Source organism: Thioalkalivibrio sp. ALJ12 (assembly GCF_000378305.1).
Classification (GTDB): domain Bacteria; phylum Pseudomonadota; class Gammaproteobacteria; order Ectothiorhodospirales; family Ectothiorhodospiraceae; genus Thioalkalivibrio.
The window spans coordinates 507,420-520,324 of sequence record NZ_KB899539.1 but is presented as its reverse complement, the minus strand read 5'-3'; the positions used below and the strand labels follow the sequence as shown (position 1 = coordinate 520,324).

11 protein-coding genes are annotated in these 12,905 nt (G+C 66.5%); 10 read left to right on the top strand and 1 reads right to left on the bottom strand.

The genetic code is table 11. From position 1 onward, the window contains the following. Entirely contained in the window at positions 1-873 is an 873-nt protein-coding gene (locus F467_RS0109750) for a LysR family transcriptional regulator (RefSeq protein WP_018139340.1), read from the bottom strand. A 371-nt stretch (positions 874-1,244) separates the two neighbouring features. On the opposite strand from F467_RS0109750, the gene leuC reads away from it, so the two are divergent. From leuC to trpA, 10 genes are all read left to right on the top strand, one after another. After that, the gene (gene leuC / locus F467_RS0109745) at positions 1,245-2,657 is read left to right on the top strand and encodes a 3-isopropylmalate dehydratase large subunit (protein ID WP_018139341.1); all 1,413 of its coding nucleotides are present in this window, start codon (positions 1,245-1,247) and stop codon (positions 2,655-2,657) included. 3 nt (positions 2,658-2,660) lie between these two features. Continuing rightward, complete coding sequence (gene leuD / locus F467_RS0109740) at positions 2,661-3,305, top strand: 3-isopropylmalate dehydratase small subunit (RefSeq protein WP_018139342.1); 645 nt, start codon at positions 2,661-2,663, stop codon at positions 3,303-3,305. Between the two features lie 462 nt (positions 3,306-3,767). Beyond that, complete coding sequence (gene leuB / locus F467_RS0109735; RefSeq protein ID WP_018875312.1) at positions 3,768-4,841, top strand: 3-isopropylmalate dehydrogenase; 1,074 nt, start codon at positions 3,768-3,770, stop codon at positions 4,839-4,841. A 99-nt stretch (positions 4,842-4,940) separates the two neighbouring features. Continuing rightward, complete coding sequence (locus tag F467_RS0109730) at positions 4,941-5,966, top strand: aspartate-semialdehyde dehydrogenase (RefSeq protein ID WP_018139344.1); 1,026 nt, start codon at positions 4,941-4,943, stop codon at positions 5,964-5,966. A gap of 181 nt (positions 5,967-6,147) precedes the next feature. Next, positions 6,148-8,532 (top strand): FimV/HubP family polar landmark protein, encoded by a 2,385-nt coding sequence (locus F467_RS0109725; RefSeq protein ID WP_018139345.1) that lies wholly within the window; start codon positions 6,148-6,150, stop codon positions 8,530-8,532. Positions 8,533-8,568: 36 nt separating this feature from the next. Then, positions 8,569-9,282, top strand: a complete 714-nt coding sequence (locus F467_RS0109720; RefSeq protein ID WP_018139346.1) for a hypothetical protein — start codon at positions 8,569-8,571, stop codon at positions 9,280-9,282. A gap of 76 nt (positions 9,283-9,358) precedes the next feature. Then, on the top strand, positions 9,359-10,147 hold the full coding sequence (truA, locus tag F467_RS0109715; protein WP_018139347.1) for a tRNA pseudouridine(38-40) synthase TruA: 789 nt from the start codon (positions 9,359-9,361) through the stop codon (positions 10,145-10,147). A gap of 69 nt (positions 10,148-10,216) precedes the next feature. Then, entirely contained in the window at positions 10,217-10,846 is a 630-nt protein-coding gene (locus tag F467_RS0109710) for a phosphoribosylanthranilate isomerase (RefSeq protein ID WP_018139348.1), read from the top strand. Further along, entirely contained in the window at positions 10,843-12,051 is a 1,209-nt protein-coding gene (gene trpB / locus F467_RS0109705; RefSeq protein ID WP_018139349.1) for a tryptophan synthase subunit beta, read from the top strand. The genes F467_RS0109710 and trpB overlap by 4 nt, the downstream gene beginning before the upstream one ends. Then, positions 12,048-12,881: a tryptophan synthase subunit alpha gene (trpA, locus tag F467_RS0109700; RefSeq protein ID WP_018139350.1), complete on the top strand. Its 834-nt coding sequence runs from the start codon at positions 12,048-12,050 to the stop codon at positions 12,879-12,881. Before trpB ends, trpA begins: the two co-directional genes overlap by 4 nt. The last annotated feature ends 24 nt before the right edge of the window (positions 12,882-12,905 follow it).

The window sequence follows — 12,905 nt, the reverse complement described above, 5'->3', positions numbered from 1 at the left end:
TTACTGCAATTCCTCGATGACCGCCTCGAGGGTTCGCGAGCGGTAGCGGTCCGCGTGGCGGACCCAGCCGAGCTGGCGGGCGATGGGCGGGGCGGGCCATTCGAGGATGGCCAGCTCGGCGGTGGCCATGGTGCGGGGGAGGAAGCCGATGCCGAGGCCGGCGGCGATCATCATGCGGATGACCTCCAGGTACGGGCTTTCCTGTGCTGCGGCGGGGTGCAGGCCCTCTGCGGCCAGCGCGTGGTCGATCTGGCGGCGGGTGGTGGAGCCCACCGGCGGAAGGATCGCCGGCCAGTCATGCAGCCGTTGCAGTGTCTCCAGCGGGGCATCCTGGGCGCGGCCGCGGGCGATCATCGGGACCAGGTCATCGGTCCAGACGGCTTGGGCCTCCGAGCCCTTCGGCAGGTCGTCAGGCAGGGTGGCCAGGGCCAGATCGGCGTCGCCGTGCATCACCGCCTCGATGCCGGCCTCGGAATCCATGAACGCGAGTTCCAGCTCCAGCTTGGGGTGGCGGGTGCGCAGGCGGGCCAGCGGGACGGGCAGACGGTGCAAGGCGATGTGGTGCGAGGTGGCCAGGCGGATGCGGCCACGAACGACGTGGTCGAGGTCCGCCACCTGCTGCTCGATTGCGTGCAGGCGGGCCAGAATCTCGCGCGCTTCGGGCAGCAGGCGTTCGGCGACCTCGGTGGGCCGAACGCGGCGGCCCTGGCGCTCGAACAGGGGGCGTTGCAACGTCGCCTCCAGCGACTGTATGCGCTTGCTGATCGCCGGCTGGGTCAGGTGCAGCCGCTCGGCTGCGGCGGAGAAGGCACCGGTGTCGACCACCGCCACGAAGGCCTGCAGGGACTCGATGCTTAGTTGTTCCGGGCGCATCCGCCGCCTCCGTGGGATAATGACCCGCTGACTGATGCGGTGCCGGTTTGCCAATCCATAACCATATGGAATGGTAAAGATAATAAATCGGATTTGAAAGAATGGAAGGGCGGCCGCAGACTCTGCTTAAACGGTCGTCCTGAAATGACGTCATTGCGAGGAGCGCAGCGACGAAGCAACCTCCATCCGGAACCACCCGATCCCGGTACTGGCGCTCTGCCAGCTTCAGGAGGTTGCCGCGTCGCCTTCGGCTCCTCGCAATGACGGTGCTAGTGGCGACGCTGTGCAAGGGCGGGCCGGTATGGCGCTGGTAGATCATCGGCGTTGGGGCGCAAGAACGATAGAACGCGGCGTGGCCGCGGGAGCAGGTAATGGCAGGCAAGACACTGTACGACAAGCTGTGGGAGGCGCATGTGGTGCGCGAAGAGCCGGATGGCTCGACGCTGCTCTACATCGACCGCCACCTGGTGCACGAGGTAACCAGCCCGCAGGCCTTCGAGGGGCTGCGTCTGGCCGGGCGCACGCCCTGGCGCGGGGGTTCCGTGCTGGCGGTGCCGGATCACAATGTTCCCACCGCCAACCGTGACCGCGGGATCGAGGATCCGGTCTCGCGCACCCAGGTGGAGACGCTGGAGACCAACGTCACGAGCCTGGGGCTGAAGTTCTTCCCGATGGCCGATGTGCGCCAGGGCATCGTGCACGTGATCGGCCCCGAGCAGGGGGCCACTCTGCCGGGCATGACGGTCGTCTGCGGCGATTCGCATACCTCCACGCACGGTGCGCTGGGCGCGCTGGCCTTCGGCATCGGCACCTCCGAGGTCGAGCACGTGCTGGCCACGCAGTGTCTGTGGCAGAAAAAGACCAAGGCCATGCAGATCCGCGTGGAGGGCGAGCTGCGCCCGGGCGTGACCGCCAAGGATGTGGTGCTGGCGATCATCGGCCGCATCGGCACCGCCGGCGGCACCGGCTATGCGATCGAGTTCGCCGGCTCGGCGATCCGCAGCCTGTCGGTCGAGGGCCGCATGAGCATCTGCAACATGTCCATCGAGGCCGGGGCCCGCGCGGGCATGGTCGCGGTGGACGAGAAGACGATCGAATACGTGCGTGGCAAGCCGCAGGCGCCGAGCGGCGAGTTGTTTGAACAGGCCGCAGAATACTGGCGCACGCTGGTCTCCGACCCGGATGCCGAGTTCGACGCGGTGGTGGAGATGGATGCCGCCGAGATCGCCCCGCAGGTGAGTTGGGGCACCTCGCCGGAGATGGTCGCGCCGATCGACGGCCGCGTGCCGGACCCGGCGGCCGAGTCCGATCCGGTGCGCGCCGAGGGCATGAAGCGCGCGCTGGAGTACATGGACCTGCAGCCGAACACGCCGATGACCGAGATTCGTCCGGACAAGGTCTTCATCGGGTCCTGCACGAACTCGCGAATCGAGGACCTGCGTGCGGCTGCCGAGGTGGTCAAGGGCCGCAAGAAGGCCGACAACATCAAGCTGGCGATGGTGGTGCCGGGCTCCGGGCTGGTGAAGCAGCAGGCGGAGCAGGAAGGGCTGGACCGGATCTTTCTGGACGCCGGCTTCGAGTGGCGCGAGCCGGGCTGTTCCATGTGCCTGGCGATGAACGCGGACCGGCTGGAGCCGGGCGAGCGCTGCGCCTCGACCTCGAACCGCAACTTCGAGGGCCGTCAGGGGCAGGGCGGGCGTACCCATCTGGTCAGCCCGGCGCTGGCCGCCGCGGCCGCCGTGGCCGGGCACTTCGTCGAACCGTCGGCACTGAAGGAGGCGTAAGCGATGCAGGCCTTTACCGTACACAAGGGGATTGTCGCGCCTCTGGATCGCTCCAATGTCGACACCGACGCGATTATCCCGAAGCAGTACCTGAAGTCGGTCAAGCGTACGGGCTTCGGGCCCAATGCCTTCGACGACTGGCGCTACCTGGACCCGGGCGAGCCCGGCATGGACAGCTCCCAGCGCCGTATCAACCCGGATTTCGTGCTCAACCAGGCGCCGTTCGACCAGGCGAGCATCCTGCTGGCGCGCAAGAACTTCGGCTGCGGCTCCTCGCGCGAGCACGCGGTGTGGGCGCTGACCGACTTCGGTTTTCGCGCGGTGATCGCGCCGTCGTTCGCGGACATCTTCTTCTCCAACAGCTGCAAGAACGGGCTGCTGCCGGTGGTGCTGGCCGAGGACGAGGTGCAGGCGCTGTTCGAGCAGGTCGAGGCGAACCCGGGCGTGCAGGTCGAGGTGAACCTGGAAGAGATGACCGTAACGGCGCCGGACGGTACGGTGTTCCGTTTCACGCTCGACGAGGACCGGCGCCACCGCCTGCTGAACGGCCTGGATGACATTGCGCTGACGCTGCAGTACGCCGATGACATCCGCGTCTATGAGGAGCGCCAGCGCCGCGAGTGGCCCTGGATGGCGGAGCAACGATAGAAACGATAGAGATGGCGCGGGTGGCTTGAACCCGAGCCTCGTCATTGCGAGGAGCGAAGCGACGAAGCAATCTCTCAAACAATGGCCGAGCGCAGGTAGCGGGATCCGGTGGTTTCGCCCGGAGATTGCCACGGCCCCTACGGGCCTCGCAATGACGAGGTGGAGGTGCCGTCATTGCGACGAAGCAACCTCCGTCCGGAACCACCGGATCCATGTGCCGGCGCTCTGCCAGCTTCCGGAGGTTGCCACGGCCCCTGGCGGGGCCTCGCAACGACGGGGCCGGGGCGCACCGTCATCGCGAGGAGCGCAGCGACGTGGCGATCTCTGTGGGTGGCCCCGGCGTCGGCCGGGACGAACGTCGTGGTTCCGTCCGGAGGTTGCCACGGCCCCAGGCGGGGCCTCGCAATGACGGTGCTATTGGAATCGTACAAGTAAAAGCTAACAGTTGGTTAGGAGAGGTTTGTGAGCCGAATTCTGGTATTGCCCGGGGACGGGATCGGGCCCGAGATCGTGGCCGAGGCGCTGAAGGTGCTGGAGCGTGTGGGCGAGATCGGCGGCCTGGATCTTGAGATCGAGCAGGGCCTGATCGGGGGCGCGGCGCACGATGCGGCAGGTCACCCGTATCCGGAGGCAACCCGCGAGGCGGCGCGCCGCGCCGACGCGATCCTGCTGGGCGCGGTCGGCGGCCCGCAATACGAATCGCTGGAACGCGACCTGCGCCCCGAGCGCGGACTCCTGGGTATTCGTTCGGATCTGGGCCTGTTCGCGAACCTGCGGCCGGCGATCCTGTATCCGCAGCTGGCCTCGGCCTCCACGCTGAAGCCGGAGGTCGTCAGCGGGCTGGATATCCTGATCGTGCGCGAACTGACCGGCGGGATTTACTTCGGCCAGCCGCGCGGGATCGAGGAGCGCAATGGCGAGCGCTATGGCTTCAATACCGCCGCCTACAGCGAATCGGAGATCGAACGCATCGCGCGGGTTGGTTTCGAGTCCGCGATGAAGCGCGGCAAGCGCCTGTGCTCGGTGGACAAGGCCAATGTGCTCGAGGTCTCGGAGCTGTGGCGCGAGGTGGTCGAGCGCGTCGGGAAGGAATTCCCCGAGGTCGAGCTGTCTCACATGTATGTGGACAACGCGGCCATGCAGCTGGTGCGTGACCCCAAGCAGTTCGACGTGATGGTGACTGGCAACATGTTCGGCGACATCCTGTCCGATGCCGCGGCCATGCTGACCGGGTCCATCGGGATGCTGCCCTCGGCTTCGCTGAACAGCGAGGGGGTCGGTCTGTACGAGCCGATCCACGGCTCCGCGCCGGATATCGCGGGGCAGGGCAAGGCCAATCCGATGGCGACCGTGCTGTCGGTCGCGATGCTCTTGCGCCACAGCCTGAATCGTAATGACCTGGCCGAGCGCATCGAGCAGGCTGTGGGGCGGGTGCTGGATCAGGGGCTGCGCACGCCGGACATCTTTGGTGAGGGCATGACGCTGGTGGGCACCCAGGGGATGGGTGATGCCCTGGTGGCTGCGCTGGAGGGCTAGGCGTTGTAGCCAATGATGCGTTTCGCTGCGCTCAACGCATCCTACGAATGTTTCAACGGATCAATATTTTGCAGTTAGAACTTAAACCGGGAATGAACGATGAGTGACCGCAAGTTAGACGTGGCCGTGGTGGGCGCAACCGGCGCCGTCGGCGAGACCCTGCTCTCCATCCTGGCAGAGCGCGACCTGCCGCTGGGCCGTGTGCATGCGCTGGCCAGTTCGCGCTCGGTCGGCAAGACGGTCGCCTTCGGCCGCCGCGAGCTGGAGGTGGAGGATCTGGCCACCTTCGATTTCTCCACCGTGCAGATCGGGCTGTTCTCGCCGGGGGCCTCGGTGTCCGCGGAGTACGCCCCGAAGGCGGCCGCGGCCGGCTGCGTGGTGATCGACAACACTTCGCAGTTTCGCTACGACCCGGAGATCCCGCTGGTGGTGCCGGAGGTCAATCCCGAGGCCGTCGCCGGCTACAAGAAGCACGGGATCATCGCGAACCCGAACTGCTCCACCATCCAGATGCTGGTGGCGCTGAAGCCGCTGCATGACGCGGTCGGCGTCGAGCGCATCAACGTCGCCACCTACCAGGCCGTCTCCGGCACCGGCAAGGATGCGATCGAGGAACTGGCCCACCAGACGGCGGCGCTGCTGAACGGCCGCCCGGTGGAGTGCAATGTCTATCCCAAGCAGATCGCATTCAATGCGCTTCCGCACATCGACGTCTTCCAGGACAACGGCTACACCAAGGAAGAGATGAAGATGGTCTGGGAGACCCGGAAGATCATGGGTGACGAGTCCATCCTGGTGAACCCGACCGCCGTGCGCATCCCGGTGTTCTACGGCCATTCCGAGGCCCTGCACATCGAGACCCGCGAGAAGATCAGCGCCGAGAAAGCGCGCGAGATCCTGTCCGCCGCACCCGGCGTGACGGTGCTGGACAAGCACGAGGACGGGGGCTATCCAACCGCCGTGACCGAGGGTTCCGGCAAGGATGCGGTGTTCGTCGGACGCATCCGCGAGGACATCTCGCATCCCCGCGGGCTGGACCTCTGGGTGGTGTCCGACAACGTGCGCAAGGGGGCCGCGTTGAACACAATCCAGATTGCCGAGGTTTTGATCCGGGATTACCTGTGATTTAATCCGGTAAAAGTCCGGGAAAATTCATACCCGGCAACACGCGGCCAGGGGGCGCTGGGGCCAGGAAGATGGCCCCAGGCGATGACAGGCCGCGCGGCACATTCAGGGGGGATTCGTGCGCAAGTTACTACTCGGGCTACTGCTCTTGCTGCTGGTTGCACCGGCATCATCGAATTCGGTGAGTTTCGGTGAGGTCAACCTGCAATCCCATCTGAACCAGACCTTGCGGGCGGAGATTCCGCTGCGAGGGGGTGCCGCAGCCAGTGATTCGCTGCAGGTGCGCCAGGCTTCGGAAAACGAATACCGGCGCGCAGGCATGAGCCGCGGCAGTGTGCCTGGTGACCTGAACATCCAGGTTCAGGGTGAGGGGTCCGATCGTCGGGTGGTACTGACCACGCGTCAGCCGGTGCGCGAGCCCTATGTGGGCATCCTCCTCGAGGCCCGCTGGGATGGTGGGCGCTCGATGCGCGAAGTCTCCCTGTTGCTCGATCCGCCGGACACCATGCCTTCCGGAGCGGCCGCTCCGGTCCCGCGTGACACCGCTCGGGGGGCACCGCGTCGACAAGACACGCCGATGCCGCGCGAAGGCGAGGCCTATACCGTGCGTAGCGGCGATACCCTCTATCGCATCGTGGAGCGCGCGGGTCTGGCCGGTATGGCGGATCAGGCGATGGTGGCGTTCCTGGAGGCCAACCCCGACGCGTTTTCTGACCAGAACATCAACAGCCTGCGCGCGGGTGCCGAACTGACCGTCCCGTCGCGTTCGGAGCTTGAGTCGCGCAGTGCGGCCGAGGCGCGGCAGGAAGTGCAGCGGCAGGTTCAGGCCTGGCGCGACGGAACGGTGACGGCAGCCCGCGAAGAACCCGAGCCTGAAGAAGCAGCGGAAGTCGAGACGGAAGTCGAAGCGGTCCCGGAAGAGGATGAGACGGTAGCGGAGGACGACGAGGCCGCCGCGGATGACGCCGTGGCCGCTACGGACGAGGACGATGAAGCGGCCGCGGCTGACGACCGCCTGGAGATTGTGACAGAACTCCTGCCGGAGACGGATGAAGGCGCGGCTGCCGCGGCCGAGTCCCCCGATCTGCTCCAGGAAGCCATGCTGTCCCAGCGCGCCGAGATGGAGGGGATGCGCGATCAGATTACAGAACTGCGCGAGGAACTGGGTGAGCGAGGCCGTCTTGCGGAGCTTTCGAGCGAGAATATGGCCGAGCTGGAGGAGCAGCTGAGCCAGCTGCGGGCGGAACGCAATGAACTGATGGCACGGCTCGATCGGGCCGATGCCGAACGCAATGCGCCGCTGCACGAGCGGATCATGAACGATCCGCTGCTGCTGATGATGGCGATTGCACTGGTGATCCTGCTGCTGCTGGTGCTGTTGGCCTTTGCGCGCGGTGGTCGGCGCGAGGTGGTGGTTGAAGAGCGTGCCGCCGGCATGCCGGCGCGGGCGGACAACAGCGGTGTGCGGGCCGCGGCCGCGGATCCCGTCGGCTACGAAGCGCGTGAGATCGATGGTGCGGGCGCGGGATCGAGCGGCGCCGGTGCAGCCGTAGCCGGAGGGGCCGCAGCGGGCCTGGCGGCCGGAGCGGTCGCGGGCAAGGACGATGATCGCGAGCAGTCGGACGAGCCGGAGGAGTCGGTGAGTGAGCCTGTCGTGGTGAGCTCCAGTGGCGACGCTTCGGTGGACGACGTGCTGGCGGAAGTGGATGTCTGCCTGGCCTACGGGATGAATGATCAGGCCGAAGAGACGCTGACCCAGGCCATCGAGCGCGATCCGGATAATTCCCAGTATCGTCTGAAGCTGGTCGAGGCGCGCGTGGCGCTGGGCGACGAAGAGGGCGCCCGCGAGGCGGCATCCGCCCTGCGCGAACGCCTGCCGGCGGACGATGTTGAAACCCGCAATCATCTGGCGGAACTGGAATCGCGTATCGGTGGCGCCGATGATGACAGCGCTGGACCTGCGGGCGCTCCGGCGGGTGTCGAAGGTCTGGGTGCTGCGGTGGAGCCGCAGGCGGCGGGTGACGGCGAAGCGCCGAACGAAATCGACTTCTCCGGCCTGGATCTCCCGGATGTGGAATCCGAAACCGAAGATCTCGGGGACACCGCCGAGCCACAAGAAGAGACCGATTCCGGGCTGGCCTTTGATTTCGACGAGACCTTCGATGAAGGGGCTTCGACGCCTGCGGAGAAGACGTCTTCGGAAACGGACGAAGCGCGGAGCGACGACCTGAACGACTTGTCATTCGATATCGACGACAGCGATCTGCCGAACCTGGATGAAGAGACCCGGGGCGACGCGGCTGGGAGTGACATCCCGGCATTGGATTTGGGAGCCGACGATTTGCCGGCTGCCGGCCAGGAAGGGGACTTGCCGCTGGAGGGCGATGCCTCTGCGCCCATCGGGGCGGACGAAGACAATGAGACACGGTTGAGCCTGGCGCAGGCCTATGCGGACATGGGCGATGACGAGGGCGCGCGTGAACTGATCGACGAGATTGTGGCCACCGGGTCGGACGACCAGAAGGCCCAGGCGGAGGCGATTCGTCAGCAATTGGACGGCTCCTGAGCCGTCCATCTGTCTTGTGAAGAGTATCCTGTCGCGATGATGCGGCAGGGTTTCGATAGGCAACAAGAAACGGCCGGGTCGGCGTCCCTGTGGGCGCTCCCGGCCGTTTTGCTGGTGTCGGTGGTGCTGGCGACCGCGAAGCCGGCCGTGGTGCTGGCAGTGCTGGTTGGCGCGGTCGGGTTGGTATGGGTCGGGCCGTTCGCCTGGCGGCGATGCGGGCGCCTGCTCTGGCGACTGAAATGGTTTTATCTCTCGTTGCTGGTGTTCTTCGGCGTATGGCCAGTCGAAGCAGGCGGGGATTCGGTGCTGGCCGGCCTGAGCGAGGCCGCCTGGCGGATCGGGGCGTTGGCGCTGGTGGTGGTGCTGGTGGTCTGGCTGACGGAGCGTTTCTCGCGCGGCGAGCTGGTCTGGGCGCTGTCGACCTTGTTGGCGGGTCCTCGTGGTTGCTTTGGCGCGTGGGGCGCGCGCTTCGCGCAGCGGCTTTTTCTGGCTCTGGCGCTGTTCGAGTCGGATCGGGTTAATACCGAGCGCGAACGTGAGCAACTCCGGGGTGGATGGCGGGAACGACTGCAGGCGGCGCGCGACTGGCTGATTGCTCGGCTGGATCGGGCCTTGAGTGGGGAGGTGCCAGCGCCAGGGGCTCGCGAGTCCCACCAGGACATGGACGAGGTTCGGAAAGAGGGCGCGGGGGCCGTGGTGTGGTTGTGGACAGTGGCGGTTGCAGGTGGCTGGATCGCCTGGTGGTGGTGATCGGGTGATGACAAATGCGACTTCGACAATGCGTGATGCAGACCGGGTGCCTGGAACGGTTTGTCAGCGCTGGGCGTTGGGGGTCGAGTACGACGGGCGTGGGCTGCTGGGCTGGCAACGCCAGAAAGACGGCCCCAGCGTGCAGGGGCATCTGGAAGCGGCGCTGAGTTTCGTGGCGAATCACGGGATCGAGCTCAGCTGCGCGGGGCGCACGGACGCGGGTGTGCATGCGACCGCTCAAGTGGCGCACTTTGACACTTCGGCGGTGCGGGAGCGGCATTCCTGGGTGCTGGGTGTAAACAGTCGCCTACCGGACGGGATTGCCCTGCGCTGGGCCGAGCCGGTCGCTGAAGACTTTCATGCGCGTTTCAAGGCATTCGGTCGCCGCTATCGCTATGTGATCGCGAATCGAGCGGTGCGGCCTGCACTGGAAGCGGGGCGGGTGGCCTGGTGGCGCCGTCCGCTGGATGCCGCGCGGATGCACGACGCGGCGCAGGTCTTCGTGGGCGAACACGACTTTTCCAGCTTGCGCGCCGCCGGGTGCCAGGCCAAGTCGCCGATCCGGGAGGTGCACTTGATTGCGGTCCAGCGGCGGGGTTCGTATGTGATTCTGGATATCCATGCCAATGCCTTCCTGCATCACATGGTACGCAACATCGCCGGGGTTCTTCTGGCGATCGGCGACGGGCGCGAAGAGCCGGGCTGGGCTGCACGGATTCTTGCGGCCCGCGACCGGCGCGTCTCGGGGATCACGGCGCCGGCCGGGGGGCTTTATTTCGTGCACGTCGACTATCCGCCCGAGTTCGCTCTCCCCAGTGCCGAGGGGCCGATGCTGGAAGGGATCCCCGGCAATGGGGCGATCTGATTGCGGGAAAGGGGTCGCGGGCCGCGGTTCTGGTAGGCTTTGGCGCTTGATGAATGAGGCCGGAGCGGGATGCGCTATCGGGTAAAGATTTGCGGGATCACGACGCCGGAGCAGGCGGTGGCCGCGGCGCGTGCCGGGGCCGACGCGATTGGCCTGGTGTTCCATCCGCCCAGCCGCCGTTATGTCGAGCCCGACCAGGCGGCGGAGATCGCTGCGGCGCTGCCGCCCTTCGTGACGACGGTGGGGCTGTTCGTGGATCCGGAGCCGGCGCGCGTCGAGGAGATCCTTTCCGGGGTGCGCCTGGACTGCCTGCAGTTCCACGGTCATGAATCGGCAACGGAATGTGCGCGTTTCGGGTACCCCTATCTCAAAGCGGTGTCGATGAACGAGACGGGTGATCCGCGGCCGGTGATGGACGCCCACCCCCAGGCGCAGGGCTTTCTGCTGGACAGCCATGGAGCCGGACGTAGTGGCGGTTCCGGCCACCGGTTCGACTGGGACACGGTGCCCGATGGGCTGGACCGGCCCTGGCTGCTGGCCGGGGGGCTGGACGAGGATTCGGTACGCGAGGCGCTGGAACACCTGCGCCCGTACGGGGTCGACGTAAGCTCCGGGGTCGAGAGTGGCCCGGGAATCAAGGATGCACGGCGCATGGAGGCCTTTGTGAAGGCCGTGCGCCAATGCGAGGTGAACGAATGAGCAAGATCGACTGGGCGGCGTTCCCGGATGCCCGCGGGCATTTCGGGCCCTATGGCGGGCGCTTTGTGTCCGAGACGCTGATGGGTGCGCTGGACGAGCTGCAAAAGGCGTACGAGCAGTACATGGGCGATGCCGATTTCATGGCAGAGCTGGACCATGATCTGAAGCAGTTCGTCGGGCGGCCCAATCCGCTTTACCACGCCGAGCGCCTGTCGAAGGAGCTGGGCGGGGCGCAGGTGTACTTCAAGCGCGAAGACCTGAACCACACCGGCGCGCACAAGGTGAACAACACCATCGGTCAGGCCCTGCTGGCCAAGCGCCTGGGCAAAACCCGCATCATCGCGGAGACCGGTGCCGGCCAGCATGGCGTGGCCACCGCGACCGTGGCCGCGCGCCTGGGGCTGGAATGCGTGATCTATATGGGCGAGGAGGACACGCGCCGCCAGACTCCGAACGTTTTCCGTATGCGTCTGTTAGGGGCCGAGGTAGTCGCGGTGAAATCGGGCACGCGCACGCTGAAGGACGCCTTGAACGAGGCGATGCGCGACTGGGTCACCAATGTCGACGACACCTTCTACATCATCGGTACCGTCGCGGGTCCGCATCCGTATCCGGCCATGGTGCGGGACTTTCAGGCCGTGATTGGCCGTGAGGCGCGGGAGCAGCACCTGGAGATGACCGGCAAGCTGCCGGATGCCCTGGTGGCCTGCGTAGGTGGGGGCTCCAACGCCATCGGCCTGTTCCATCCGTTTCTGGATGACGAGTCCGTGGAAATGATCGGCGTCGAGGCCGCGGGCGCGGGCATCGAGTCCGGCCGGCATTCGGCTCCGCTCTGTGCGGGGCAGCCGGGCGTGCTGCATGGCAACCGCACCTACCTGATGGAGGACGAGCATGGGCAGATCGTCGGGACGCACTCGGTCTCCGCCGGGCTCGATTATCCGGGCGTCGGACCTGAGCACGCCTGGCTGAAGGATACGGGCCGTGCGCGCTATGTCGCCGTGACCGACGACCAGGCGCTGGAGGGCTTTCATCGGCTCACCCGTACCGAGGGCATCATCCCGGCACTCGAGACCTCCCACGCCATCGCGCATGTCCTGGAGCTCGCCCCGACCATGCGCCCGGACCAGAGCATCATCGTCAACCTGTCGGGCCGGGGTGACAAGGACCTCAACACCGTGGCGGAACGCGAAGGAATCACGCTATGACTCGCATCGAGCAACGTTTTGCCAAGCTGCGGTCGGAGAACCGCGCTGCGCTGGTGCCCTATGTGACCGCGGGAGACCCGGAGCCGGCCGCCACCGTGCCGCTGATGCATGCGCTGGTGAAGGCCGGTGCGGACCTGATCGAGTTGGGGGTTCCGTTCTCCGATCCGATGGCGGATGGGCCGGTGATCCAGAAGGCCTGCGAGCGGGCGCTGCGCTACGGCACGAGCCTGCGGGATGTGCTGGGCATGGTCGCCGAGTTTCGCAAGACCGATCCCGAGACGCCGGTGGTGCTGATGGGCTATCTGAACCCGGTCGAGCGGATGGGTTACGAGACTTTTGCCGAAAAGGCCCGTGAGGCGGGGCTGGACGGCCTGCTGACGGTGGACCTGCCGCCCGAGGAATGCGACGACGTCGCGGGGCTGCTGGAAAACGCGCAGATCGCGCCGATTTTCCTGGTGGCGCCCACGACCTCGGACGAACGCATTGCCCATGTATCGCGCGCGGGGCGGGGGTTCATCTACTACGTGTCGCTCAAGGGCGTGACTGGTTCGCAGACGCTGGATACCTCCGCGCTGGCCGAGCGCCTTGAGGCCATTCGCCAGCATACGAATCTCCCGCTGGGTGTGGGTTTTGGAATTCGCGACGCCGAGACGGCCGGGCAGGTCGCGCGCGTGGCCGATGCCGTGGTCGTGGGCAGCGCGATCGTGCGTCTCGCCGAGGAATTTGACGGTGACCCGGTCGGTTTCGCTCATGCCGCGTCCGAGGTCGTCGCGGGGATGCGCGTGGAGATGGACCGCGTGCGCGCGTCCGGCGTCGAGGCGTCGGTGTAGTAGAATGCGGCGCTCGCAGGACTA

Coding starts and splice junctions, on each gene's coding strand:
- trpB (WP_018139349.1), top strand. CDS start 10,843: ATGAGCAAGATCGACTGGGCGGCGTTCCCGGATGCCCGCGGGCATTTC.
- F467_RS0109750 (WP_018139340.1), bottom strand. CDS start 873: ATGCGCCCGGAACAACTAAGCATCGAGTCCCTGCAGGCCTTCGTGGCG.
- leuD (WP_018139342.1), top strand. CDS start 2,661: ATGCAGGCCTTTACCGTACACAAGGGGATTGTCGCGCCTCTGGATCGC.
- F467_RS0109730 (WP_018139344.1), top strand. CDS start 4,941: ATGAGTGACCGCAAGTTAGACGTGGCCGTGGTGGGCGCAACCGGCGCC.
- F467_RS0109720 (WP_018139346.1), top strand. CDS start 8,569: ATGATGCGGCAGGGTTTCGATAGGCAACAAGAAACGGCCGGGTCGGCG.
- leuC (WP_018139341.1), top strand. CDS start 1,245: ATGGCAGGCAAGACACTGTACGACAAGCTGTGGGAGGCGCATGTGGTG.
- trpA (WP_018139350.1), top strand. CDS start 12,048: ATGACTCGCATCGAGCAACGTTTTGCCAAGCTGCGGTCGGAGAACCGC.
- F467_RS0109710 (WP_018139348.1), top strand. CDS start 10,217: ATGCGCTATCGGGTAAAGATTTGCGGGATCACGACGCCGGAGCAGGCG.